At 35.6% G+C, this 24,541-nt stretch carries 26 protein-coding genes and 2 riboswitches; of the genes, 11 read left to right on the forward strand and 15 right to left on the reverse strand.

The window, feature by feature from the left end:
* Positions 1–57: 57 nt before the first annotated feature.
* On the forward strand, positions 58–834 hold the full coding sequence (locus DM800_RS07630; protein WP_000258444.1) for a 3-hydroxybutyrate dehydrogenase: 777 nt from the start codon (positions 58–60) through the stop codon (positions 832–834).
* A gap of 94 nt (positions 835–928) precedes the next feature.
* On the opposite strand, the gene DM800_RS07635 is transcribed toward DM800_RS07630, so the two are convergent.
* From DM800_RS07635 to DM800_RS07650, 4 genes are all read right to left on the reverse strand, one after another.
* Entirely contained in the window at positions 929–1,066 is a 138-nt protein-coding gene (locus tag DM800_RS07635) for a YvrJ family protein (protein ID WP_000393345.1), read from the reverse strand.
* Between the two features lie 67 nt (positions 1,067–1,133).
* Positions 1,134–2,195, reverse strand: a complete 1,062-nt coding sequence (gene mtnA / locus DM800_RS07640; protein ID WP_147786668.1) for an S-methyl-5-thioribose-1-phosphate isomerase — start codon at positions 2,193–2,195, stop codon at positions 1,134–1,136.
* Positions 2,192–3,373: an S-methyl-5-thioribose kinase gene (mtnK, locus tag DM800_RS07645; RefSeq protein WP_147786669.1), complete on the reverse strand. Its 1,182-nt coding sequence runs from the start codon at positions 3,371–3,373 to the stop codon at positions 2,192–2,194. Before mtnK ends, mtnA begins: the two co-directional genes overlap by 4 nt.
* 91 nt (positions 3,374–3,464) lie before the next feature.
* Positions 3,465–3,607: riboswitch (SAM riboswitch) on the reverse strand.
* A 71-nt stretch (positions 3,608–3,678) separates the two neighbouring features.
* Positions 3,679–4,542: a carbon-nitrogen family hydrolase gene (locus tag DM800_RS07650; protein WP_179955666.1), complete on the reverse strand. Its 864-nt coding sequence runs from the start codon at positions 4,540–4,542 to the stop codon at positions 3,679–3,681.
* Between the two features lie 14 nt (positions 4,543–4,556).
* Between DM800_RS07650 and DM800_RS07655 the strand changes: the two genes are divergently transcribed.
* The 6 genes from DM800_RS07655 to DM800_RS07680 all read left to right on the forward strand — a co-directional run bounded on the left by DM800_RS07655 (position 4,557) and on the right by DM800_RS07680 (position 9,581).
* On the forward strand, positions 4,557–5,735 hold the full coding sequence (locus DM800_RS07655) for a pyridoxal phosphate-dependent aminotransferase (protein WP_147786671.1): 1,179 nt from the start codon (positions 4,557–4,559) through the stop codon (positions 5,733–5,735).
* Between the two features lie 64 nt (positions 5,736–5,799).
* A riboswitch (SAM riboswitch) is annotated at positions 5,800–5,905 on the forward strand.
* Between the two features lie 64 nt (positions 5,906–5,969).
* Positions 5,970–7,214 carry a 2,3-diketo-5-methylthiopentyl-1-phosphate enolase gene (gene mtnW / locus DM800_RS07660; protein ID WP_147786672.1) on the forward strand — a complete coding sequence of 415 codons (1,245 nt, stop codon included), beginning with the start codon at positions 5,970–5,972 and terminating at the stop codon, positions 7,212–7,214.
* Positions 7,211–7,870, forward strand: coding sequence for a 2-hydroxy-3-keto-5-methylthiopentenyl-1-phosphate phosphatase (locus DM800_RS07665; RefSeq protein WP_147786673.1), 660 nt, complete (start codon positions 7,211–7,213; stop codon positions 7,868–7,870). The genes mtnW and DM800_RS07665 overlap by 4 nt, the downstream gene beginning before the upstream one ends.
* Entirely contained in the window at positions 7,867–8,505 is a 639-nt protein-coding gene (locus DM800_RS07670) for a methylthioribulose 1-phosphate dehydratase (protein ID WP_000811328.1), read from the forward strand. Before DM800_RS07665 ends, DM800_RS07670 begins: the two co-directional genes overlap by 4 nt.
* Positions 8,483–8,995: a 1,2-dihydroxy-3-keto-5-methylthiopentene dioxygenase gene (locus tag DM800_RS07675; protein WP_147786674.1), complete on the forward strand. Its 513-nt coding sequence runs from the start codon at positions 8,483–8,485 to the stop codon at positions 8,993–8,995. The genes DM800_RS07670 and DM800_RS07675 overlap by 23 nt, the downstream gene beginning before the upstream one ends.
* Positions 8,996–9,305: 310 nt before the next feature.
* Positions 9,306–9,581 (forward strand): hypothetical protein, encoded by a 276-nt coding sequence (locus DM800_RS07680; RefSeq protein ID WP_000054671.1) that lies wholly within the window; start codon positions 9,306–9,308, stop codon positions 9,579–9,581.
* Between the two features lie 51 nt (positions 9,582–9,632).
* Here DM800_RS07680 and DM800_RS07685 read toward each other — a convergent pair whose 3' ends face one another.
* From DM800_RS07685 to DM800_RS07700, 4 genes are all read right to left on the reverse strand, one after another.
* Positions 9,633–9,965, reverse strand: a complete 333-nt coding sequence (locus DM800_RS07685) for a DUF3909 family protein (RefSeq protein WP_147786675.1) — start codon at positions 9,963–9,965, stop codon at positions 9,633–9,635.
* Between the two features lie 5 nt (positions 9,966–9,970).
* Entirely contained in the window at positions 9,971–10,849 is an 879-nt protein-coding gene (locus tag DM800_RS07690; protein WP_088064338.1) for an NAD(P)-dependent oxidoreductase, read from the reverse strand.
* 4 nt (positions 10,850–10,853) lie between these two features.
* Positions 10,854–11,990, reverse strand: a complete 1,137-nt coding sequence (locus DM800_RS07695; RefSeq protein ID WP_147786676.1) for a serine hydrolase domain-containing protein — start codon at positions 11,988–11,990, stop codon at positions 10,854–10,856.
* A gap of 90 nt (positions 11,991–12,080) precedes the next feature.
* A complete protein-coding gene (locus DM800_RS07700) occupies positions 12,081–13,373 on the reverse strand; it encodes a GGDEF domain-containing protein (protein WP_147786677.1) in 1,293 nt (430 codons plus the stop codon).
* 330 nt (positions 13,374–13,703) lie between these two features.
* On the opposite strand from DM800_RS07700, the gene DM800_RS07705 reads away from it, so the two are divergent.
* From DM800_RS07705 to DM800_RS07715, 3 genes are all read left to right on the forward strand, one after another.
* A complete protein-coding gene (locus DM800_RS07705; protein WP_000180385.1) occupies positions 13,704–14,321 on the forward strand; it encodes a nitroreductase family protein in 618 nt (205 codons plus the stop codon).
* A 290-nt stretch (positions 14,322–14,611) separates the two neighbouring features.
* Entirely contained in the window at positions 14,612–14,830 is a 219-nt protein-coding gene (locus DM800_RS07710; RefSeq protein ID WP_000100492.1) for a hypothetical protein, read from the forward strand.
* A gap of 196 nt (positions 14,831–15,026) precedes the next feature.
* Positions 15,027–15,395, forward strand: a complete 369-nt coding sequence (locus DM800_RS07715) for a DUF3915 domain-containing protein (protein ID WP_048562405.1) — start codon at positions 15,027–15,029, stop codon at positions 15,393–15,395.
* 97 nt (positions 15,396–15,492) lie between these two features.
* Here DM800_RS07715 and ptsP read toward each other — a convergent pair whose 3' ends face one another.
* The 4 genes from ptsP to glcT all read right to left on the reverse strand — a co-directional run bounded on the left by ptsP (position 15,493) and on the right by glcT (position 20,855).
* Positions 15,493–17,205, reverse strand: coding sequence for a phosphoenolpyruvate--protein phosphotransferase (gene ptsP / locus DM800_RS07720; protein WP_088059565.1), 1,713 nt, complete (start codon positions 17,203–17,205; stop codon positions 15,493–15,495).
* Positions 17,205–17,468: a phosphocarrier protein HPr gene (gene ptsH, locus DM800_RS07725; RefSeq protein ID WP_000411080.1), complete on the reverse strand. Its 264-nt coding sequence runs from the start codon at positions 17,466–17,468 to the stop codon at positions 17,205–17,207. The genes ptsP and ptsH overlap by 1 nt, the downstream gene beginning before the upstream one ends.
* Positions 17,469–17,603: 135 nt before the next feature.
* Positions 17,604–19,667 carry a PTS glucose transporter subunit IIABC gene (gene ptsG / locus DM800_RS07730; protein ID WP_000473194.1) on the reverse strand — a complete coding sequence of 688 codons (2,064 nt, stop codon included), beginning with the start codon at positions 19,665–19,667 and terminating at the stop codon, positions 17,604–17,606.
* Between the two features lie 339 nt (positions 19,668–20,006).
* Positions 20,007–20,855 (reverse strand): glucose PTS transporter transcription antiterminator GlcT, encoded by an 849-nt coding sequence (gene glcT, locus DM800_RS07735; RefSeq protein ID WP_001067321.1) that lies wholly within the window; start codon positions 20,853–20,855, stop codon positions 20,007–20,009.
* Between the two features lie 165 nt (positions 20,856–21,020).
* Here glcT and DM800_RS07740 point away from each other — a divergent pair, with 165 nt between their 5' ends.
* On the forward strand, positions 21,021–21,827 hold the full coding sequence (locus DM800_RS07740) for a Cof-type HAD-IIB family hydrolase (protein ID WP_046956417.1): 807 nt from the start codon (positions 21,021–21,023) through the stop codon (positions 21,825–21,827).
* A 70-nt stretch (positions 21,828–21,897) separates the two neighbouring features.
* On the opposite strand, the gene phnF is transcribed toward DM800_RS07740, so the two are convergent.
* Genes phnF through nagA form a run of 3 tightly spaced genes read right to left on the reverse strand, consistent with a single transcriptional unit; the run spans position 21,898 to position 24,494 of the window.
* Positions 21,898–22,629 (reverse strand): phosphonate metabolism transcriptional regulator PhnF, encoded by a 732-nt coding sequence (phnF, locus tag DM800_RS07745; protein WP_002194085.1) that lies wholly within the window; start codon positions 22,627–22,629, stop codon positions 21,898–21,900.
* Entirely contained in the window at positions 22,559–23,347 is a 789-nt protein-coding gene (nagB, locus tag DM800_RS07750; protein WP_001024205.1) for a glucosamine-6-phosphate deaminase, read from the reverse strand. The genes phnF and nagB overlap by 71 nt, the downstream gene beginning before the upstream one ends.
* 4 nt (positions 23,348–23,351) lie before the next feature.
* The gene (gene nagA / locus DM800_RS07755; RefSeq protein WP_002107769.1) at positions 23,352–24,494 is read right to left on the reverse strand and encodes an N-acetylglucosamine-6-phosphate deacetylase; all 1,143 of its coding nucleotides are present in this window, start codon (positions 24,492–24,494) and stop codon (positions 23,352–23,354) included.
* Positions 24,495–24,541: the final 47 nt, after the last annotated feature.

Below are 24,541 nucleotides of genomic sequence, written 5' to 3' on the forward strand. Positions count from 1 at the left end.
ATCCCCTCTCTAAATAGAGCAATATGAGAATTTTATTACGAAGGGATGTTTTTCACCATGGTTACAAATCGAGTTGTCTTTTTAACAGGTGCTGCAAGCGGTATTGGTTATGAAATGGGAAACGCTTTCGCAAAAGAAGGTGCAAAAGTTGTCATTACCGATCGTCTTGAAGAACGTGCAAAAGAAGCTGCTGAACAATTACAAAAAGAAGGCTATCAAGCTATCGGTTTAAAATGTGATGTTACATCTGAAGAAGAAATTACCGCTGCAATTTCTCAAACCGTTACTCATTTCGGTTCATTACATATATTAATTAACAACGCAGGAATGCAGCACGTTTCACCAATTGAAGATTTTCCAACTGAAAAGTTTGAACTACTTATTAAAATTATGCAAATCGCTCCTTTTATCGCAATTAAGCATGCCTTCCCAATCATGAAAAAACAAAAGTATGGCCGAATTATTAATGTAGCCTCCATTAATGGACTCGTTGGATTTGCAGGAAAATCCGCCTACAATAGCGCGAAGCATGGCGTAATCGGATTAACAAAAGTTGCCGCTTTAGAAGGCGCTACTCACGGAATTACCGTTAATGCGCTTTGTCCTGGTTATGTCGATACCCCACTTGTACGTAATCAACTACAAGATTTAGCTACTACACGAAATGTACCACTTGAAAATGTTTTAGAAGATGTTATTTATCCACTTGTACCACAAAAACGCTTATTGCAAGTACAAGAAATCTCTGATTATGCTATGTTTTTAGCGAGTGAAAAAGCAAGAGGTATAACTGGACAAGCCGTTGTTATCGATGGTGGTTATACTGCTCAATAAAGTGAAGGCTTTTACTGCCCATTAATGCGGGGTAAAAAATAAAGTTTGCTCACGAAGAGCAAACTTTATTTTACTTTCTATCGCGAGGACCTTCCTACTTTAGTAATTGTTTAGGGAGTTTCTCGATTGCAACAATTACCCCATCTAATTTACTTTCAATACGATGGAGTAAATATAATGTTACAACAATCGGAAACCCTACATTACCTACCATCCTGATCCACTCTTCCATCTTTTCCGCCTCCTTCCATTATATAAATAAGAGAAAAGAAAACATTTAGGCATAAAAAAACAAGCTATTATGTATTAGCTTGTCTTTCAAATAATGATGCAATTTCCCGTTTATAATCTCCGTGTATGATGCCGTTCTCAGTAATAATACCTGTAATTAATTCATTCGGTGTTACGTCAAATGCAGGATTATAAACATCAGTTCCAATTGGCGCCACTTGTTTTCCAAAAATTTTCGTAACTTCGGTTTCATCTCTTTCTTCAATAACAATTTCTGTACCTGTTTGTTTCGTAATATCAAACGTAGATAACGGAGCTGCAACGTAAAATGGAATATCGAAATAATTTGCTAATATAGCTAAATTCATTGTTCCGATTTTATTTGCTGTATCTCCATTTGCGACAATTCGGTCCGCTCCTACAATAATCGCGTTTATTTCTTTCGTTTGAATAGCATGAGCTGCCGTATTATCGGTAATAAGTGTTACATCAATATTTGCCTGTTTTAATTCCCAGGTCGTTAAACGCCCGCCTTGTAAAACCGGTCTCGTTTCACACGCATACGCATGTAAACGTACACCTTTTTCTTTCCCAATATAAAACGGTGCTAATGCAGTACCATATCTAGCAGTTGCAATACTTCCAGCGTTACAAATTGTTAAGATGTTATCACCGTCTTTAAAGCATGTTAATGCATGTTCTCCAATACTCCGGCATACCGCTTCATCTTCTTTCTGAATGAGAAGCGCTTCTTCTTCTAATATTTTTTGTGCTTCTTTTATTGTAGTAATTTCTCGAATGGATTCTCTCATACGATCGATTGCCCAAAATAAATTGACTGCTGTTGGGCGTGACGTTCCTAAATAATTACAATCTCTATTAAACTTCTTTTGAAATTCTTCCATATGTACAGTATTATATTTTTTTGATGCAAGTGCCAAGCCAAATGCAGCTACAATTCCAATTGCAGGTGCTCCTCGTACTTCTAGCATGACAATACTTTTCCATACCTCTTCAATCGTCGTTAATGTTTTGTATTCTGTACTATGCGGCAACTTTGTTTGATTTAATACTGCAATGGCATCACCTTTCCAACTGACAGATCTCGGAACAGTAACAATTGTACTCATGCTTTTATCCCTCCAGAAACTGTCTGTTGAAATAATGTTCGGAACAGTTGAATATCAGCACTCTTAGATTCATATTTTATTAGTTCTTTACCTAAGGATAACGCTTGTTTCTTAGCTTGAATCCTCGTTTCTTTATTTGCTATTCCATCTAAATCAGCTACATGCGCTAAGCCAATTGTTCTACGGATAAGCTCACATCCGGCAAATCCAACGGCATCTGTAAAAATATTTTGCAAAATAATTGGCAACCATTGTTTCTCTTTCGTATATGCTTCTACACCTTCTCCAATCCATAACTTCGTAAAAGCTTCTACAAAATAACTCCATGTTTTCTCAATATGTAAAAATAGCACACTTCTTTTTTCCTCTTCACGGGATAGTGCATTTAATAATAAATTTGCAATAAATTGGCCAAGATCAAATCCAAATGGACCATATGTTGCAAATTCTGGATCAATTACTTTCGTTTCAGCAGGTGATGAAAAAATACTACCAGTATGTAAATCACCATGAATAAGCGCTTCTTTTCTCGTTAAAAATTTATATTTATACTGTGCTACTTTTAATTTCAAATTTTTGTCACTCCATAGTTCATCCACCGCTAGTTGTAACTCTGGTTCATAATCATTCGTATCATAATGACTAAACGGGTCTGTAAACACTAAATCTTCCGTGATTTTACTAAGATCTGGATTAACAAATTCACTATCTAACACTCTTTTCTCTTCTGATTGTAAACCGAAATCTGAAGTATAAAACAACACATGTGCTAGAAAGCGACCAATATGTTGGGATAAAAGCGGGTACTCCTCTCCATCTATTAATCCTTTTCTTGTAATTGTTAGCCTTGATAAGTCTTCTATGACCGTTACTGCTAACTCTTCATCATGACTGTACACTACTGGCACATATTCCGGCACATACTTCGCAAAAATTTGTAATGCTTTACTTTCAATCGTCGCTCTTTTTATAGACAGTGGCCAGCTCTCACCAACTACTTTCGCATATGGCAGTGCTTGTTTTATTATAATAGACTTCTCTCCATCATCTAATTTGAACACGTAATTTAAATTTCCATCTCCAATTTCATGACAAACTACATTTGCTTTCTTTTCAAAATAACCGTGTTCTTTCGCATATTGTATAACTGTCGTTTCAGTTAATGAATAATATCCCATCGTCTTCTCCCCCTTTTTTTAATTCAGAGGTTTTTCTACGTCAGAAAAACCTCTTTCCACAAAGAAAGAGGTTTGAAGTTTATCTTCTCCCCTCTTATCTGCCAGAAAGATTTACTTTCTGCTGGAATTAGCACCGTGCCTTTTGGCGTAAATAAACGCCCCATTTCACAATGGTATTACGGTCGGTTGCTGGGCTTCATCGGGCCAAATCCCTCCACCTGCTCTTGATAAGAGTTGTATAATTTTTTGAATTTTTAACTTTATGTTGAAGACTATACCAAGAATAAAAATCACTTGTCAACATTTTATTTGTATAATTCTGGACGACGATCTGCAAAAACTGGAATTCCTTTGCGTACTTCTTTAATTTTCTCAAAATGAAGCTCTCCAAATAAAATTGATTCTTCTTCATTCGCTTCTACAACAACTTCGCCCCAAGGATCGACAATTAAAGAATGACCGGCAAACTCATTATTCGGATCCTTTCCTGCCCTATTACATGCAACAACATAACACTGATTTTCAACTGCTCTTGCTTGCAATAACAAACGCCAATGCGCTAAACGAACCAATGGCCATTCTGCTACAACAAATAAAACTTTTGCACCTTTCGCAGTATGAACGCGCATCCACTCTGGAAAACGAATATCATAACAAATTGTGCCGGCGCACCCTACATCATCTAGCCTAAATTCACCTGTACTATTTCCAGCGATTAAATATTTATGTTCATCCATAAGCTGAAATAAGTGCACTTTACTATATTCATTGACTAGTTCTCCTTCCTTGTTTACCACATACATTGTATTTGTAACACCTTGTTCTGTTTGCTTCGCTATAGACCCACCGACAATATGTACACCATATTGCTTCGACCATTCTTTCAGCTTTTCTTTCGTTTGCAATCCATCCCTATCTGCAATTTCAGTAAGCCTCGTTAAATCATATCCCGTTGTCCATAGTTCTGGTAAGACAATCACATCTGGTCTTTCCTTCATCGCTTCGCTTATTTTATTTTTAGCATTCTCAATATTTTTTTCTACATCTCCAAAGACAATATCCATTTGAATACATGCGACTTTCATTTTGTCAGCCCCATTCTTAATTTTTTCTTTACAAAATACTGGAAAGATTATATCATTTGTCATTAGAATTGTAACAACTTTCAAAAGAGGTGGAAAGTATGAAATTATTTCAACCTTCTGAGATAGTAACATCATTGCCTACACAATTTTTTGCTTCACTTGTTGCAAAAGTTAACAAAGTCGTTGCAGATGGTCACGATGTTATTAATCTAGGTCAAGGTAATCCAGATCAACCAACACCGCAGCATATCGTAAAAGCTTTACAAGATGCTGCTGAAAAGACCATTCATCATAAATACCCACCATTTCGCGGACACGAAAGTTTAAAAGAAGCCGTGGCAACATTCTATCAACGCGAATATGATGTAGTAGTAAATCCAAAAACAGAAGTTGCTATTTTGTTTGGTGGAAAAGCTGGATTAGTAGAATTACCACTTTGTTTTACAAACCCTGGTGATACTATTCTCGTTCCAGATCCAGGCTATCCAGATTATTTATCAGGAGTTGCTTTAGCAAAAGCACAATTTGAAACAATGCCGCTTATTGCAGAAAATAATTTTTTACCAGATTATACAAAAATTGATGCCACTGCCGCTAAGCGTGCAAAGTTAATGTTTTTAAACTATCCAAATAATCCTACCGGTGCTACTGCATCAAAAGATTTCTTTGATGAAACCATTCATTTTGCTAATAAACATAATATATTAGTCGTTCATGATTTTGCTTACGGTGCTATTGGATTCGATGGTCAAAAACCTGTTAGTTTCTTGCAAGCAGACGGTGCTAAAAATACAGGTATTGAAATTTACACTCTATCGAAAACTTTCAATATGGCTGGATGGCGCATCGCTTTTGCTGTGGGGAATGAACGTGTGATTGAGACAATTAACTTATTACAAGATCATATGTATGTCAGTATTTTTGGTGCAGTTCAAGATGCTGCCCGCGAAGCACTATTAAGTTCACAGTCTTGCGTAATAGACCTTGTAAATAGTTACGAATCTCGAAGAAACGCTCTTGTTTCAGCTTGTCACTCAATAGGTTGGAATGTAGATATTCCAACAGGCTCATTCTTTGCATGGCTTCCTGTTCCAAAAGGATATACATCTGAGCAATTTTCTGATATTTTACTAGAAAAAGCACACGTTGCAGTTGCTCCTGGTGTTGGATTTGGTGAACATGGCGAAGGATATGTCCGTGTTGGTCTCTTGCATACAGAAGATAGATTACGAGAAGCCATTAATCGAATTGATAAATTAAATTTTTTCAAAAAGTAATTGACAACATGAAAAATATCTGACAAAATTCAGTTATCTTAAAAATTTAAACATTTCTAAATACTTCTTATCAAGAGCAGGTGGAGGGACGAGCCCGACGAAACCCGGCAACCGATCTACAATTGTAGACACGGTGCTAATTCTCGCAGCATTATGCTGACAGATAAGGAGCTGGTTGTAAAAAAACCTCTCCTTAGCTGAGAGGTTTTTTTATTTAACTAGGAGGTTTTAACAATGAGCGGAATTATAGCAACGTATTTAATCCATGATGATTCACATAACTTAGAAAAAAAAGCCGAGCAAATTGCACTCGGTTTAACAATTGGCTCTTGGACTCATTTGCCACACTTATTGCAAGAACAATTAAAACAGCATAAAGGCAACGTCATTCATGTTGAGGAACTAGCTGAACAAGAACATACCAATTCTTATTTACGTAAAAAAGTTAAACGCGGGATTATTAAAATCGAATATCCGTTATTAAACTTCAGTCCGGACTTACCAGCAATTTTAACAACTACATTCGGAAAGCTATCACTTGATGGTGAAGTGAAATTAATCGACTTAACATTTTCAGACGAGTTAAAACAATATTTCCCTGGTCCAAAATTCGGGATAGATGGTATTCGAAATCTTTTACAAGTGCATGAGCGTCCTCTATTAATGAGTATTTTTAAAGGAATGATTGGACGAAATATTGGGTATTTAAAAACGCAATTACGCGATCAAGCAATTGGTGGTGTAGATATAGTAAAAGATGATGAAATATTATTTGAGAATACATTAACACCACTTACGAAACGCATTGTATCTGGAAAAGAAGTTTTACAATCCGTATATGAAACATACGGACATAAAACGTTATATGCCGTAAATTTAACAGGACGAACTTTTGATTTAAAAGAAAATGCGAAACGCGCAGTGCAAGCTGGGGCAGATATTCTATTATTTAATGTATTTGCTTACGGACTAGATGTACTACAATCACTTGCAGAAGATGATGAAGTCCCAGTTCCTATTATGGCACACCCTGCTGTAAGTGGTGCTTATTCATCATCCAAGTTATATGGAGTTTCCTCTCCATTATTACTAGGAAAGCTACTACGTTATGCTGGGGCTGACTTTTCATTATTCCCATCTCCATACGGAAGTGTTGCACTAGAAAAAGAGGAGGCTCTTGCCATCTCAAAACATTTAACTGAAGACGATGCATTTTTCAAGAAGAGTTTTTCTGTTCCGTCTGCTGGTATTCACCCTGGTTTCGTTCCCTTTATTGTACGAGATTTCGGTAAAGATGTTGTTATTAATGCTGGCGGCGGGATACATGGACATCCAAGTGGGGCGCAAGGGGGCGGTAAAGCTTTCCGTACTGCAATTAATGCTACTTTGCAAAATACACCACTCCATGAAGTAGATGACATAAATTTGCATAGTGCACTACAAATATGGGGAAATCCCTCTCATGGGGTGAAATTATGAGTATTCAAGTATTTTGTGATTTCGATGGCACGATTACAAATAATGATAACATTATGTCCATTATGGAAAAATTCGCACCACCAGAAGCCGAAGAAGTAAAGAATAGAATTTTATCACAAGAGCTGTCTATTCAAGAAGGTGTTTCTCAATTATTTCAATTAATACCCACTAGTCTACACGATGATATGATTCAATTTTTAATAAAAACTGCTGAAATCCGTAGTGGTTTTCATGAATTTATACAATTTGTAAATGAAAATAACATTTCTTTTTACGTTATATCAGGTGGAATGGATTTCTTCGTCTATCCACTCTTACAAGGAATCATTCCAAAAGAGCAAATTTACTGTAATGAAACAGACTTTTCAAGTGAATTCATTACAGTTAAGTGGCCTCATCCTTGTGATCATCATTGTCAAAATCATTGCGGATTATGCAAATCATCTTTAATCCGTAAATTAAGTGATACGGATGACTTCCATATTGTGATTGGAGATTCAATTACTGATTTACAAGCTGCGAAACAAGCAGATAAAGTATTCGCTCGCGACTTCCTTATTACAAAGTGTGAAGAGAATTATATTGCTTATACACCGTTTGAAACATTTCACGATGTTCAAACCCAATTAAAACATTTGTTGGAGGTGAAATCATGAAACAACTTTTTCGTCAATGGTATGACTTAAGCGAGATAAAAAAAGAATTAACAACACGAAATTGGTTTCCAGCAACGAGTGGTAATATTTCTATAAAGGTTAGTCATGAGCCACTTACTTTTCTTATTACAGCAAGTGGTAAAGATAAAACAAAAACTACTCCAGATGATTTTCTATTAGTAGATCATCTAGGGGTTCCCGTATTAGAGACTGAATTACGCCCTTCAGCAGAAACAATATTGCATACACATATTTATAACAATACGAATGCTGGGTGCGTACTTCATGTTCATACAACTGATAATAATGTCATCACAAATTTATATAGTGATGCAGTCACCCTTCAAAATCAAGAAATTATTAAAGCTCTCGATATTTGGGAAGAAGGTGCAACAATTCACATTCCTATTATCGAAAACCATGCCCATATCCCAACGCTTGGAGAAAACTTCCGAAAGCACATACAAGGAGATTCGGGAGCAGTATTAATTCGTAACCACGGTATTACCGTATGGGGCCGAGATAGCTTTGATGCAAAGAAAAGATTAGAAGCTTATGAGTTTTTATTCCAATTTCATATAAAACTATTATCAATTCAAGGAGGCGTTTCTAATGGCGCAAATTCGTATTCATGAAGTAAATACTCGCATAGAAAATGAAGTAGAAGTATCTAAATTTCTACAAGAGGAAGGCGTTTTATATGAGAAATGGAACATCTCTAAACTTCCTACTTATTTAAATGAAAATTATTCGTTAACAGATGAAAACAAGGCTGAAATATTAGCTGTGTTTTCAAAAGAAATCGCTGATGTTTCAGCGCGCCGAGGTTATAAAGCACATGATGTAATTTCACTTTCAAATAGCACACCTAACCTTGACGAATTATTAATTAATTTCCAAAAAGAACACCATCATACCGATGATGAAGTTCGCTTTATTGTTAGTGGACATGGCGTCTTTGCCATTGAAGGAAAAGATGGCAAATTCTTTGACGTTGAACTTGAGCCAGGCGATCTCATATCTGTTCCAGAAAATGCAAGACACTATTTTACCTTGCAAGATGATCGTCAAGTTGTAGCTATTCGTATTTTTGTTACAACTGAAGGCTGGGTTCCAATTTATTAAGGTAGTTAGTTGAATAAAAGGACTTGGATCCCCTTTTCCAACCTTTTATTCACTCTACATATATACATCCTCCTATGGAACAGGCTTATTTCAAAAAATGAAATAAGCCTGATTTTTTATGTACCTAACTATACGATTCCTTTCGTTCAAAAAAAACAACCTTCCCCTTCTATTTTTTAAGTGTATTTCTAAACACTTTTTGAACATTTATTGAACTTTTTTTGAATTTTTTCTGAAGATTCTGTTTTATGTATGGTATACTACTATTAAATAAAAAGAAAAAGAATATCGCAAACAGAGGGGGATAATCATGAGTTTACTTATCGCACTTATACTAGGGGTTACGTGTGGAGCACTTCCTGTTATTCTAGGAGCTATTATGGAAGAGTTAGAAGTTGGTGTTTTAGGTTTTGTCGCATCTTGTGTAAGCGCTTTATTTTTTGGTTTATTCGGCGCTATTCCTGTTTCAATTCTGTGTGCATTTTATATAGTACGCCATGCTCGTGCAAAACAATTTGGTCCTAATCACATCGCGCAAGTTATTCCATTCCCAATTGAACGATGCCGCCGAGCTTCTAGCTTATAATTATAAAAATTAAATATACCTAAATAAATAAAAGTCCTCAAATGAGGACTTTTATTTATTTTCTTCTAGAAATTGAAACAATTCTTGTAAATGTAGGACACCTTCACTATAGCTAACAGATACGTGACATATACCGTCAATCTCTGCTTGCATATAAAGATCAACCCCATCTCGATCATATTTCAATGCCAAATAAAAATCCATTTCTTCTAACATCTTTTTTGAAGCTCGAATAACATAATGCCCCTTCTCATCTCTTCCATATTCGAATTCCGGCTCAAAATCATATTTTTGTTTAAAAGCTTCTTTTTGTTTTGCGCTAATTTGTATACAAGTTGTTCGCTGAACAGTATCAATCATCTCATCAAATTTTTGAAGATCCATCTCATTTACCCCCTTATGTATTTTTTGTATAAAACTTGTGTTCCGCTATTCTCTTCCCCATCTTTCATTAACTCTTCATACAATTCCTTCGCCAAACTTAAACCTGGCACTGGCAATTGCAATTTTTCAGCCTCATCTAAAGCTATCTTCATATCTTTCATAAAATGCTTTACATAAAACCCTGGTTCAAAATCTCCCTTTAACATTCGGGGAGCTAAGTTACTCAATGACCAGCTACCTGCTGCTCCCGTTGAAATACTCTCTAATACTTTATCTGGGTCTAGTCCAGCTTTTTTCGCATAAGCAACAGCTTCACATACTCCAATCATGTTAGAAGCAATCGCAATTTGATTGCACATTTTTGTATGTTGTCCACTTCCAGCTGGTCCTTGCAACTGAATATTTGTCCCTAGTTTTTCAAATAACGGTAAACATTTTTCATATATTTCTTTTTCGCCACCGACCATAATTGCGAGCCTTGCTTCTTTCGCACCAACGTCTCCTCCAGATACAGGTGCATCTAACGTATATACATTCTTACTTTTACCAGTTTCATTAATACGTTTTGCCAATGTTGGTGTAGATGTCGTGAAATCAATTGCTATCGTGCCTTCATTTGCATTCTCCAAAATTCCATCTATCCCAAAGTATACTTCTTCTACATCATGTGGATACCCAACCATCGTCATTACAACATCAACTTGCTTCACTAACTCTTTCGGTGTATCACACCAATGTGCACCATCTTGCACTAAAGAATCTGTTTTTGCTTTCGTTCTATTATATACATATACTTTATGACCATCTTGCATTAAGTGATAAACCATACTTTTTCCCATTACGCCAATACCAATGAAACCTATTGATAAAGTTTTATGTTCCATTTTCTCATCCCCTTTGTTCTAATAAATCATTTACCATCTTTCGGAACTCTTTATTAAAGTCATCATCCATACTATTTTTCACATTTGAAAATAACATAACAAAAGTTCCTTTTTCTTTATTAAAATTATTGAAAGTGTTCCAACCAGATAATACACCATGATTATGAAAATAATCTGGATATATATAAAAACTAAATGCATATTTCCGTTCTGCTGAAGGTGAAAACATTGCTTGTATACTTTGTTCAGAAAGAAGTTTTCCATTTATAATTGCTTCGTCTAATTTCTTCATATCTCCAACTGTCGTATACATCTCACCACAACCATATAGCCAATCCATGCCTAACTTCTGCGCTGGTACAAGCTCTTGATTTTTTTTCACATAACCCTTTGTAAAATTTTTATCTCCAGGTACCATATTTCCCATACCAGATTCATGCATATCTGCTTTTACAAATATGTTTTCTTTTATGTAATCTCCTAAAGGTTTTTTCGATATATGTTCTATTATATAAGCAAGCACCATATAATTATAATCTGTATATCTCCAACCTGTTCCTGCAGGAAATTCTAAATTTTGACGTCCAATCCAATTAATTAACTGTAAACGGGAAGCAGCATTAACATTGCCTTTTGCATGTTCAGGTAAACCAGAGGTATGCGTTAATAAATGATACAGCGTAATATTTTTATTCTCCGGAAATGAAGGAATATATTTATTTACATTATCTTGAATATTCAATTTCCCTTGTTCTTGCAGCTGTAAAATAGATGTGGCAACAACTGTTTTCGTAATAGAACCGATACGATATTTTGTGTGAGGCGTATTTTCTATTTTATTTTGAACATCAGCATACCCATATCCTTTATTCAATATAACATGCTCTTTATCTGTTACCAAAACTGTTCCATTGAATTGCTTTCCGACTAAATATTGATCTAATTTTTGAGATATGCTAACATAATCAATTTGTTGCTCTTCTTTTTCTTCTATATTCCCTTGTACTTCCGTTTCAATAGTAGGATTCACTTTAGTTGTTAATACAGTGTTTTCCTTTATATTGGGGTTAACAAGAAAATAGTATACTCCGCCGCCAACTATAGCAGACAGTGAAGCCATGACCATTACTTTTTTTATCATATTAATCCTCCATAATTCCTTCGCTAAAAATTGTCCTCCTATTCTATTATCAAACAATAAAAAAAAATCGCAACAATTTGTTGCGAAAAATTACATTTTTTCTTTTCTATATACACACACTTGATTTTTTCCATTTTTTTTCGCTTCATATAATGCAATATCCGCTCGTTGCATTAATTCTTCTCTTGTAATCCCTTGTTCATATAACGCGACTCCAAAACTCGCTGTTAATTTCGAAATTCCGGAGAACTGCTTTGTTTCAATGAAAAATCGTAATGATTCCGCAACCTGAAATGCTTCTTTTTCTACTGTGTTAGTTACTAATATAATAAATTCTTCTCCTCCCCACCTTGCAAATACATGTTGCTGCTCCACTTTAGATTTCATAAGCTCTGCAAGCTGAATTAATGCTAAGTCACCAAAATCATGGCCATACGTGTCATTTACTGCTTTAAAATTATCTATGTCAAATAAAATAAGTGCTATTTTTTCATCGTTACGCATTGCATTATCCCATTCTGCCTCTAGTATTTGTTGGAACTTCAAACGATTATAAATCTCTGTTAACGAATCTATCATAGCAAGCCTTTCTTGTTCTTGATAGATTTCATCTAATTCTGTAATCTCTGTACACTTCACAATAAATCTTGATAAATCTTCTGGCAGTGGTGTCGCGCGCAATAAAAAAGTTGACACTTCCCCTTCATAATTGGACATCTTAATTCTTCTATCATATGATAATGTATCATCTAACCATGTTATATCGTGAGTTGTTGAATAGTATCCGTTTTCTCTAATAAAATGTTCAGCAAATACTAAATGTTGCTCACGATAGGCAAATAAATTTTCATATCCGAAAAACTCTAAAAAATTTGTATTACAATCAACAATCTCATCGTCTTCTACTATAAATAATAGATCATTTTGAAAATCAAACATCGTTTGAAGTAGTTCTTGTTGCAAACTTACTTGCCGCACTAAAGAAAGCTGATACAAACTCTTATTCACTTCCTCTAACACCATTTGTGGGGTCACAGGGGCTATCACAATATTACGTATTCCTAACGTAAGCACCTCTGCAAACTCGCTTGTTATCTGTTGATCCCAAATGACAATAAATGTACTCTGTGGATTATACATATTCTTTATATATTTTATTTGAGAAAAATCTGTTACATACATAATTACAATATGTGGTTTAGTCCTCTGATACAATAATTCTCCTTCTTCAAAACTATTTGCTATAAACATACATTTTGGATGAATATTTTCTATCGTTTGTTGATGTGTGCATCCATTTTCTATATAAAGGACATTTAACTGAAGATCTTGTAATACATTTTGGAAAACCGTATTCTCTAATAAAAAATGTAGTATGTTCATCACTAGTCTTCACTCACTTCATATATCTTGTTCTACTGCATTCCTCACAAACATTTTATAAAAAGACTGTTCTCTAAATACTTTAATGAGTGAGGGATACATATTAACAAGCTAATTGAGAATGCTCTCTTCGCTTTTTCTCTATAAATTCCTTTTTTAGTGTATGATTATAGGAATTGTATCGTTTGTATGAATGCCCTAGCTTCCTCTTTAAAACTTGACAATTAAAATAAAGATATTATATTCTTAAATTCGACAACTTACAAAATGTAAGTAGAATATATTACATGTATTTTTTTATAATTTGATATGTTACTTGGAGGATATATAATGACAAACGACAACTTTTTTAATGTTCTATACGAACGCACATCTACACGTGCATTCAACCCAGAGAAAGAAATTTCATCTACAGAGTTACACGAGATTTTAAAGGGAGCTGCTCAAGCACCTTCTGCTTGGAACTTGCAGCACTGGAAATTCCTTGTATTCCAAGGTGAAGATGTACAGAAACGATTGCATCCAATTGCTTATAACCAGCAACAAATACTTGATGCTTCTGCTGTAGTCGCTATTTTAGGTGATTTAGAAGCTTATAAAAACGTTGAACCAGTTTATGGTCCAATTGTAGAACAAGGATTTATGAAAGAAGAAGCAAAAGAGCGCTTAGCTAAAAATATTGAGTCTGCATATGCTCGTGAGCAATTCCCAAGAGATGCAGCCTTTTCAAATGCATCTTTAGCAGCAATGCAACTTATGCTTGCGGCTAAAGCAACTGGCTGGGATACTTGTGCTATTGGTGGTTTCAACCCACAAGCACTTACAGAAGAATTCAATGTTTCATCTCGTTACGTACCAATTATGCTTATTACAATTGGTGAATCAACTTTAAAAGGTCATCCTGCACCACGAATGAGTGTAGAACAAGTGAGTGAATGGGCAAAATAATAAAGTGAACCTTTAATCAATGTGAGGGGCTTACTGCCTGTTAATACGGGATAAAAAAGAAACGAAGGTAATTTCATTACCTTCGTTTCTTTTTCTTCTGTCACACATCCGTAATATTACAATGTATTATTCGACATCTATACATAAAAAAATAGTAAATTTCATGCTATTCCCATACACACAAATGGCGTTTCGTGTCGAATTTTGTTAAAGCATCGAAATATAACCGTGTGTTTTTGTTACAATTATGATACAATGATAACAAATAGATAACAAGAGAGGGATTTTCATTGAGTTCATACGGAAGCTTTATCGCACTTTTAAGTTACATAGTAACTGTACTGCTGTTATATTTTATTGGTGATGCTACAAACATATCAGTGTTACAATTCCCAAAAGAAGAAACGTTCCAATTAGACGCAGAAAAACATACTGCAAGATCCATTGCACCACTACTCTTAGCTCTCCCTGTATATATCATCGTTTTATATAAAAGTAAAAAAGTGTAAAGCCTACCTATTTCATTCATTTCGGTGGTCTTTACACTTTTTTGTGATATTTCCCCTATTTTAAACATCATTCCGTACTAAATACCCAGCTAGTCTTTTAAAATGAGAAAATCCCCCAGAAAAAATTCCACTCTCTGTCCAGTCACTCATTACCAAACTTACATAGATTATAAGTGTGAAGGGGGTGATGAGGATTATGTTTGGATCATTTGGATGCTGTGATAACTTTAGAGACTGTCATCATCGTGAAAGAGAGTGCGACCATCGTGACCATCGCGAGAAAGAGAGAGAGGTAAAACCACAACAACCAGCTGTATGTAACGTACTTGCTAGCATTTCAGTTGGAACAGAGCTTTCTCTTTTAAGCATTAAAGGTATCGGATCTTTCAACAATGTAATTTTTGAAGGTTTCGCTAACGGTGTTGCTCTTTTCTCTGCTTTAGCTCGTAATAATAATGACAAAGATAATAAAGACGACGACAAAGATGATAAGAACCGTCAACGTAATACTTTTAATGGTATTTTACGTGTATGCCCAACTGATATCGTTGCTATCGCTATCTAATTCTGTTCCTTATCCTCTATAGTAAGAAAATAAGATTTACTTTTCTCATAGAAAAAACCTGAGACCGATTTCAAATCGACTCAGGTTTTTTTATTGATTATATGCTTTTAACTAGTTCAACAACTTCTTCAGCAGTTGACATCATTAATGCTTTTTCTGCTAATGTTTCCATTTCTGCTTTTGACAACTTGCTTAGTTGTGTTCTTGCAGGAAGAATAGATGTTGCACTCATACTGAACTCATCTAAACCTAATCCTAATAATAATGGGATAGCAAGTGAATCTCCCGCCATCTCACCACACATACCAGCCCATTTGCCTTCTTTATGAGCCGCATCGATAACCATTTTTACAAGACGTAAAATAGATGGGTTATATGGTTGGTATAAGTAAGCTACTTGTTCGTTCATACGGTCTGCAGCCATTGTGTATTGGATTAAGTCATTTGTTCCGATAGAGAAGAAATCAACTTCTTTTGCGAATTGATCTGCTAATACTGCTGAAGCTGGAATTTCAACCATCATACCCACTTCAATAGAATCAGAAACAGTTGTACCCGCTTCTACAAGTTTCGCTTTCTCTTCTAATAAGATTGCTTTCGCTTGACGGAACTCATCAAGAGTTGCAATCATTGGGAACATAATTTTTAAGTTACCGTATACGCTAGCACGAAGTAATGCACGAAGTTGTGTACGGAACACATCTTGCTCATCAAGACATAAGCGAATTGCACGGTATCCTAAGAATGGGTTCATTTCTTTTGGTAAATGTAAGTATGGAAGCTCTTTATCTCCACCGATGTCAAGTGTACGAACAACAACAGGTTGACCTTCTTTTACACCTTCAAGAACTGCTTTATACGCTTCGAACTGCTCTTCTTCTGTTGGAAGATTGTCACGGCCCATGTATAAGAATTCTGTACGGTATAAACCAACGCCTTCTCCGCCATTATCGATAATACCTTGTACATCATTTGGTGTTCCGATATTTGCAACAAGCTCAACGTGATGTCCATCACTTGTTACAGTAGCTTGGTCTTTTAATTTTGCCCATTCAGTTTTTTGCTCTTCAAATTTCGCTTTCTTTTCTTCAAAAGAACGAAGAGTTTTTTCTGATGGATTTACAATTACTTCTCCATCTAAACCGTCGATGATTACGATATCGCCGTTTTGGATTTTCTCCATAACAACTTTCGTACCAACAACTGCAGGAATTTCCATAGAACGAGCCATAATTGCAGAGTGAGATGTACGTCCACCGATATCAGTTGTAAAACCTTTTGCATACTTACGGTTTAACTGAGCTGTATCAGATGGTGTTAAGTCTTCAGCAATGATGATTACTTCTTCAGAAATTGTACCAGGGTTTGAGAAGTTAATTCCTAGTAAATGTGCAAGAACTCGTTTTGTTACGTCACGAATGTCCGCAGCACGTTCTTTCATATATTCGTTATCCATGTTTTCAAACATAGAAATAAACATTGATGCAACTTCATCCATTGCAAATTCAGCATTTACTTTTTCACTATTTACTTTATCTTTTACTGGGTTTACTAGTTCTGGATCATTTAACACTAATAAATGTGCTTCAAAGATCGCAGCTTTATCAGCACCCAGCTCAGCAAAAGCATGGTCCTTAATTGCTTCTAATTCAGTTTTTGCTTTCTCAAGCGCAGCGTCTAAGCGTGCAATTTCAGCAGCTTCGTTTGTAATTGATTTCTTTTCGATGTTAAATTCAGGATTCTCAAGTCTGAAAGCCTTTGCAATAGCAATCCCACTTGATGCAGCGATCCCTTGAATGTTAAGAGTCATTATTCTCCTAATCCTTCGTTTTTCATAGTTTCTTCGATAGCTGCTAGTGCTTGAGCTGCATCATCACCATTTGCAGTGATTTTAATTTCTGCGTTTTGTTGAATGCCTAAAGACATAACGCCCATGATTGATTTTAAGTTAACGTTTTTTCCGTTATACTCTAAGTTAATGTCAGAACCAAATTTGCTTGCAGTGTTTACAAGTAGAGTTGCTGGACGAGCATGAATTCCTGAGTCGCTAGTTACTTTAAAGATTTTTTCCATGATAATTTATCTCCTTTAAATTACAGTATTTTTTAGTTGTATAGACGTGAGTACTACATCATCTATTGTATATAATAGGCGATGTTCGGTCAACCACATCGCCTATTATAATTATAAACATTTTGCGTCAAATTCCTACTGAATGTCAATAATAGCGTTTTCGCCCTTCTTAACATTTCCATCTTTTTTCAATTCGACTTGTTGTCCTTGTTGTAAATTCGTAAAGACAATTGGTGTAATGATAGATGGTGCATTTTCTTTTACAAATGCAAGATCTACTTTTAATAATGGTTGTCCTTGTTTCACTTTGTCGCCTTGTGCTACAAGTGCTTCAAAACCTTCACCATTTAATTTTACAGTATCAATACCAAAGTGGATTAAAATTTCTTTTCCACCTTCAGATTGAATACCAATCGCATGCTTTGTAGGGAATACGTTGACGATCTCACCGTTAACTGGAGAAACTACTGTTCCTTCTGTTGGCTCGATTGCAAATCCGTCTCCCATCATTTTTCCTGAGAATACTTGATCAGGTACTTCTGTAATCGGTAAGATTTTCCCTTCAATTGGTGATACGATTGTTTCGTTTTCATCAACTTGTTTAGGAGTTTCTTCTACCTTTACAGGCTCTTCTTTTTCAACATGAGGTGTACGACCTGACATAATATCATGAATTTGTGATTTTAATGTGTCAGATTTCGGTCCAAAAATAGCTTGAATGTTATTTCCAACTTCAAGTACACCAGCTGCTCCAAGCTCTTTTAAGCGATCTTTGTTTACATTCTTTTGTTCGTTAACTTGAACACGTAAACGAGTAATACAAGCGTCTAAAGAAGCAATGTTTTCTTTACCACCAAGTGCTACTAATACTTCACGTGGAAGTTCTCCTGCTTCTGTTTTACCTGCGCCGTCATTCGCATTTGCTACTTCACGACCAGGTGTTTTTAAATCCCATTTACGGATTGCAAAGCGGAATCCGAAGTAGTAAATAACTGCCAGTACAAGACCAACAATAATTACCCACCACCATGCTGTACGGCCTGGTAGTACACCGAATAACATAAAGTCGATTAAACCACCAGAGAATGTCATACCAATTTTAACACCTAAAATTTGCATTGTCATAAATGATAGACCAGCGAATACTGCGTGAATTCCGAATAGTACTGGTGCTACGAATAAGAATGAAAATTCAAGTGGTTCTGTAATACCTGTTAAGAAAGATGTTAATGCAGCAGAGCCTAAAATACCAGCTGCTAATTTTTTATTTTCAGGACGTGCTTCATGGTACATTGCTAATGCTGCTGCTGGAAGACCGAACATCATGAACGGATACTTACCAGTTGTAAATGTACCTGCTGTTAATTCTACACCGTCTTTTAACTGTGCCATAAAGATTTTTTGGTCACCACGGATTAATTCGCCAGCTGCATTTGTATACTGACCGAATTCGAACCAGAACGGTGAATAGAAAATGTGATGTAATCCAAATGGAATTAATGAACGTTCAATTAAACCGAATATGAATGCTGCTAATGTTCTATTCGCATCAATCATTTGATGTGAGAACGTATTTAAGCCACCTTGAATGTATGGCCAAATGAAACACATGATTATACCTACTACTAAAGAGAATGTTGCAGTTGCGATCGGTACGAAACGCTTACCTGCAAAGAAGCCTAAGTATGATGGTAATTCAATGTTGAAGTATTTATTGTAGCAATATGCTGCTACTATACCGACGATAATACCACCAAACACTCCCGTTTGTAGCGTTGGAATTCCTAATACGTTTGCATATGCTGGATCTGTAAATCCAATTTTTACTGGGTCTGCTCCAGAACTTGTTACTTTCACTAGCTTATCTACTTCTAAGAACACACTCATCGTTTTATTCATAATTAAGTAACCGACGAACGCTGCTAATCCAGCTACTCCGTCTCCACCAGCTAAACCAATTGCTACCCCAACTGCGAATAATAATGCAAGGTTAGCGAAAATAATATCACCAGATTGTTCCATAATTTTTGCTACCATTACGAACCAATCTGCTTTTAAAGCAGGAATAACATTTGTTAACTGTGGATTTTGAAATGCATTACCAAATCCAAGTAAAATACCTGCTGCCGGTAAAATCGCTACTGGAAGCATTAACGCTTTTCCGACTTTTTGAAGAACACCAAAGATCTTCTTAAACATGGAAACCCTTCCTCTCTTATCTATATTGATACCTTCCGACAAACGCCAAAAAGACATGAGGAAAAAAAGATAGAACGATAGCTATACAAAGGGTAGTATATCCCTTTCTCTAGCTTACATTCCTTACTTTTCTCCACTCATGCCTGATCGAATCAGTAACACGTGTCAAAAATAGGTTTACGTATAAGTTCACTATAATTAAGGCAAACGTTTTCGTTACTTACCTTAATGTGTTTGTCGAAATTTGTATAACTTTGCAATAGTTATTATACATAACTATTGTAAGCGATTCAATGATTTTTTTTAACGTTTTCATTTTAGACAAAAATATATGTCTTTTTACACATGCTCTGCTTTCACTAAGCGCTGCAGGTGCATCGTTAAATATATGCTCTCTGCTTCATACACAGGAAGTTGCAATTCTTTTTGCATGACCTTAACTAGCTTCCAAGCTAAATTATAACAGACAGGATATTCTGCCTTTAATAAATCAGCAAAACTTTGTGATTCCTCTACTTTTTCCCCTTTTTTTACCCGTTCAATTGCGTATTGTAAATGACGGATAAGGCGTAAATAGTGGATACTTTCTTGGTCTAATGTAATTTGTAAGTTTGTCTCAATTAAAGATACGAGCTGTGCAATGAGACGGGAGTTTTGATTAACTGAAGATAAATCTGAATTTGTAAGCGAACTGTAAATATGGAGTGCAATAAAACCAATTTCTCCTTCTGGCAATGTAATTTGCAAACGAGAATTTAAAAGGTCTACAACACCTTCAGCAATTTCATATTCCTCTGGATAGAGCATTTTCGTTTCAACTAAAAAAGGATTATCAATTGTAAGTCCTTGTTTTAACCGCTTAATCGCAAAAGAAATATGATCTGTTAAAGCGATATGAATATGTTCATTCAATGGTGATTTTGCTTTTTCTTGAATGTAGAACATAATATCATTCATTAATTCAATTAGTTTTTCACTCACATGCGGCACTAACAGTTTGTATTGTTCACGATCACGTTCATTTTTTAAAACAAACATTTTTTCAATTTGTTCTTGCTCCAATACATCTTTCGCTTTTTTCCCAAATCCAATTCCTTTACCAATCACTACTACTTCCTCATGTTCAGGATGGCTAGCAATGATGACATTATTATTTAAAACTTTTTTAATTTCTAGATAATTATTCATATAACACCACCCTCGTACTTAAATAGCCTGCTTTTATGTTACAGAACATTCTTCTTTGTCGTCAATGTAAAACATCTACCATTTCATAAAAATTCATTTTTTAGACATGTTTATATATGATGCGTATAATGTAAGAGCAACTGTACATAGAAAGGAGATAACAACATGATTAAAATGTTTGTAAGTGATATCGATGGTACAATGATGCAACACGGAGGTTTAATTGACGAACAAGATATTGTAGCACTTCGTAGTCTTGCTGAGCAAAATGTTATTCTTTGTTTCGCTTCTGGCCGATTGGATAATGAAATTGCAGACTTAATGAAAGCTGTAAATACAAATTTCCATCGTATTAGTGTAAATGGTGTTTTCGTGTACACACATGAAAACAAGCAACTATTATCCGCAACATTTGATTCGAGTATTCTACCTGATCTGTTAGCAATGACAAATGAAGATCCTTATTTTCGTTATGTAAGTGATGAGCATAATTATTACATTGAAGAGAAAACACCGTTCATTCATGAGCTTGAACAACAAGTAACGATGACTTCTGTTGAAGAACCGCATCTATTACAGAAAATTGATGATACAATTTTCCCAAATAAAATCTCTGTCGGTGGAACAAAGGAAAGCTTACAACTCCTTCAGAAAAAAATTGATGAAAAATTCCATGGAAAAGTTAGTACATTCATTTCAGCAGAACAATGTTTAGATGTAATGCCACCTAATATTAGTAAAGGGGCTGCTATTTCTGTTTTATTAAAAGAGTTTCAACTACAACCAGAGGAAGTTGCTTGCATAGGGGATTCTTATAATGATATCCCGATGTTTTCTTTAACTCCTCACAGTTTTGCTATGTCTCAAGCAGATGAAGCAGTAAAAGAACACGCTCACTATGTAGTAAATACAGTTAAAGATGCTGTTAACCACGTAATTACTCATAATAAAAATACGACTCACTCCTTGTAAGGATGAGTCGTATTTTTTCTTTACATGTTAAACAATTTGACATTAACTGTACTTCACGAACTGAAATATATTATTTGTTACGTGCGATGTTTGTAATAAACTTATAACGATCCCCACGATAAATACATTTCACATACTCTAACGGTACTTCACCTTCTGAATATGACCATTGACGCATTACAAGCACTGGCGCCTTTTTAGGAATATGCAGATGTTCAGCTTCATTATCCGTTGCAATTGAAGCTTCAATTGATTGAGTAGCGCTAACAAGTTTAAAGCCCAGTTTTTTCTCTAAATGTTCATATAAAGATTGTTGCAATATTTCTTCGTTAATATCTTTTACAAGAGCTGGCGACAAATATGTCGTCTCAAAAGCAATCGGTTCATCATCAGCTAAACGTATACGCCTCACTTCATAAACCGACTCTCCCTCCTGTATTCTCAACCGGTCTGCTATTTTCGCAGTAGCTGGAACTAGGCGGAAACTAAGTAATTGACTACTTGGGTTCATCCCACGAGAAATCATATCTTCTGTGAATCCCGTCATTCCTTGCAATTTTTGTTCCACTTTCGGAAGTTGGACAAACGTACCGATTCCACGTTTCCGATATAAATAACCTTGTTCCACTAAATTATTAATCGCCTGTCTGATTGTCATACGACTCACTTCGAACTTATCGCAAAGTTCATTCTCAGATGGGATTTTATCTCCCGGCTTCCATTCGCCGTCCTCAATTAGCTGTTTCACCCACTCTTGAATCTGATAATAGATCGGAAATGGTGAATACTTGTCGATGTTCATCAGCAATCGCCTCACTGCATAAAGATAGAGCTTCTTGATCAGCGATTACGGTTACATTCGGATGACGTTGTAAAACTGTAGCAGGACACGCTTCGCTATATTCACCTTGCAATAATTCTTTCACAGCTTCTGCCTTTTTAGAACCCATAGCAACAAGTAGAATTTGTTTCGCTTTCATAATGCTTCCAATTCCCATTGTAATCGCATGCGTTGGCACATCTTCTTCTTTTTCGAAGAAGCGAAGGTTTGCTTGGCGTGTAGATTCTGTTAATTCAACAATGTTTGTTGGAGAATTAAACAGTGTTCCTGGTTCGTTAAATCCGATGTGACCGTTTTCACCGATTCCAAGAATCTGTAGGTCAACTGGGTTAGCAGCTAGAATGCCCTCGTAACGTTTGCACTCTTCCTCTAAATCACTTGCCATCCCGTTTGGTACATAAGTTTGTTTAAATGGAAGATGATCAAACAACTGTTCTTGCATGAAATAGTGATAGCTGTTTTTATCTTCATGTGGTAAATTTACGTACTCATCTAAGTTTACAGTGGTTACACGGCTTGTATCAAGTTTATTTTTTCGCATTTCTGCATAAATACCTAATGGAGAGCTTCCTGTAGCCATTCCTAATGTTGGATTTTCTTTTGTTTTTACAACTTCTTCAATTAATTTATATCCTGCTTCTGCTAGTTCTTCTGGAGTTTTTACAACAAGAATATTCATTTAATTACTTCCCTTCCTTCATATGAATTCCTAAACGAACCGTATCATATACATGTAAATCTTCATTCATCACAACAAAGTCTGCATCTTTTCCTACCGCTAATGCACCTTTATGATTTAATCCAAACTCTTCTGCTTGGTTAACTGATGTCATCAGTACTGCATCTTCGATTGAACAACCTGTAAATTCAATTACATTTCGGAAAGCTTGATCCATTTTTAGAATACTACCAGCTAACGTTCCATCTTCTAATCGAGCACTACCATCTTTTACATGTACTGGCTGTCCGCCAAGCTCATATAATCCATCTTCAAGACCTTTTGCACGCATTGCGTCAGTAATAACACTTACTTTTTTCGGTCCTTTTAATTTATATGCTAATTTCACCATATCAGGGTGAATATGAATACCATCTGTAATTACTTCAACCATTACATCTGGATTTAATAACACATGACCAACAACTCCTGGTTCTCGGTGATGTAATCCACGCATTTGATTGTATAAATGCGTTGCATGTGTAATGTTTCTATTTTTTAGTTGCGCATCAATTGCATCTGTATGCCCCATTGTGCCAACAACACCAGTTTCAGCAAGATACTGCTCAAACTCTAATGCACCTTCTTCTTCAGGTGCATATGTTACTAATTTAATTAGATTCCCGCTTGCTTCCTGCCATTGTTTAAATTGTTCAATATTCGCAGGAACAATATGTTCAAGTGGTTGTGCACCTGCACGTTTTTTTGAAACATACGGTCCTTCTAAGTGAATATATTCGAAATGTGCTCCTTTTTCTTTCGCTTCCTTCGCAGCATGTAGTGCCGCTTCGATTGCTTCTGGAGCTTGTGTCATTGTTGTTGGAAAGTAAGTTGTAACTCCTTCTTTTAACATTTCTTTACCTAGAGTTACTAATCCATCGCTATTTGCATCCATCGCATCAATATCGTATCCACCATGAATATGAACATCAATCATACCTGGAATCACAATCTTCCCTGCTGCATCTAAAACCGCTTCATTTTCTTGTGATACATATTGAGCCATCAAACCAATTTCTTTAATTGTTTCTGCGTAACGAATAAATCCGTTTTCCACTACTTCTTGACCTGTATAAATTTTGGCATTGATGACAACTTGCGTTTTCATTTTCATCGATCCTTTCCCATGAAATACCTACTTGTTATTATTACCTT

This window comes from Bacillus sp. AY18-3, assembly GCF_008042305.1.
In the GTDB taxonomy this organism is placed as follows: domain Bacteria; phylum Bacillota; class Bacilli; order Bacillales; family Bacillaceae_G; genus Bacillus_A; species Bacillus_A wiedmannii.

What these genes read in the sequence shown, in the direction of transcription:
- DM800_RS07700 (WP_147786677.1), bottom strand. Translation starts at nt 13,373, where the DNA reads ATGAACATACTACATTTTTTATTAGAGAATACGGTTTTCCAAAATGTA.
- glcT (WP_001067321.1), bottom strand. Translation starts at nt 20,855, where the DNA reads ATGAATAATTATCTAGAAATTAAAAAAGTTTTAAATAATAATGTCATC.
- DM800_RS07680 (WP_000054671.1), top strand. Translation starts at nt 9,306, where the DNA reads ATGAGTTTACTTATCGCACTTATACTAGGGGTTACGTGTGGAGCACTT.
- DM800_RS07630 (WP_000258444.1), top strand. Translation starts at nt 58, where the DNA reads ATGGTTACAAATCGAGTTGTCTTTTTAACAGGTGCTGCAAGCGGTATT.
- ptsG (WP_000473194.1), bottom strand. Translation starts at nt 19,667, where the DNA reads ATGTTTAAGAAGATCTTTGGTGTTCTTCAAAAAGTCGGAAAAGCGTTA.
- ptsP (WP_088059565.1), bottom strand. Translation starts at nt 17,205, where the DNA reads ATGACTCTTAACATTCAAGGGATCGCTGCATCAAGTGGGATTGCTATT.
- nagA (WP_002107769.1), bottom strand. Translation starts at nt 24,494, where the DNA reads ATGAAAACGCAAGTTGTCATCAATGCCAAAATTTATACAGGTCAAGAA.
- ptsH (WP_000411080.1), bottom strand. Translation starts at nt 17,468, where the DNA reads ATGGAAAAAATCTTTAAAGTAACTAGCGACTCAGGAATTCATGCTCGT.
- DM800_RS07665 (WP_147786673.1), top strand. Translation starts at nt 7,211, where the DNA reads ATGAGTATTCAAGTATTTTGTGATTTCGATGGCACGATTACAAATAAT.
- DM800_RS07685 (WP_147786675.1), bottom strand. Translation starts at nt 9,965, where the DNA reads ATGGATCTTCAAAAATTTGATGAGATGATTGATACTGTTCAGCGAACA.
- DM800_RS07635 (WP_000393345.1), bottom strand. Translation starts at nt 1,066, where the DNA reads ATGGAAGAGTGGATCAGGATGGTAGGTAATGTAGGGTTTCCGATTGTT.
- DM800_RS07670 (WP_000811328.1), top strand. Translation starts at nt 7,867, where the DNA reads ATGAAACAACTTTTTCGTCAATGGTATGACTTAAGCGAGATAAAAAAA.
- DM800_RS07695 (WP_147786676.1), bottom strand. Translation starts at nt 11,990, where the DNA reads ATGATAAAAAAAGTAATGGTCATGGCTTCACTGTCTGCTATAGTTGGC.
- DM800_RS07655 (WP_147786671.1), top strand. Translation starts at nt 4,557, where the DNA reads ATGAAATTATTTCAACCTTCTGAGATAGTAACATCATTGCCTACACAA.
- mtnA (WP_147786668.1), bottom strand. Translation starts at nt 2,195, where the DNA reads ATGAGTACAATTGTTACTGTTCCGAGATCTGTCAGTTGGAAAGGTGAT.
- DM800_RS07705 (WP_000180385.1), top strand. Translation starts at nt 13,704, where the DNA reads ATGACAAACGACAACTTTTTTAATGTTCTATACGAACGCACATCTACA.
- mtnK (WP_147786669.1), bottom strand. Translation starts at nt 3,373, where the DNA reads ATGGGATATTATTCATTAACTGAAACGACAGTTATACAATATGCGAAA.
- mtnW (WP_147786672.1), top strand. Translation starts at nt 5,970, where the DNA reads ATGAGCGGAATTATAGCAACGTATTTAATCCATGATGATTCACATAAC.
- phnF (WP_002194085.1), bottom strand. Translation starts at nt 22,629, where the DNA reads ATGAACATCGACAAGTATTCACCATTTCCGATCTATTATCAGATTCAA.
- DM800_RS07715 (WP_048562405.1), top strand. Translation starts at nt 15,027, where the DNA reads ATGTTTGGATCATTTGGATGCTGTGATAACTTTAGAGACTGTCATCAT.
- DM800_RS07690 (WP_088064338.1), bottom strand. Translation starts at nt 10,849, where the DNA reads ATGGAACATAAAACTTTATCAATAGGTTTCATTGGTATTGGCGTAATG.
- DM800_RS07675 (WP_147786674.1), top strand. Translation starts at nt 8,483, where the DNA reads ATGGCGCAAATTCGTATTCATGAAGTAAATACTCGCATAGAAAATGAA.
- DM800_RS07740 (WP_046956417.1), top strand. Translation starts at nt 21,021, where the DNA reads ATGATTAAAATGTTTGTAAGTGATATCGATGGTACAATGATGCAACAC.
- nagB (WP_001024205.1), bottom strand. Translation starts at nt 23,347, where the DNA reads ATGAATATTCTTGTTGTAAAAACTCCAGAAGAACTAGCAGAAGCAGGA.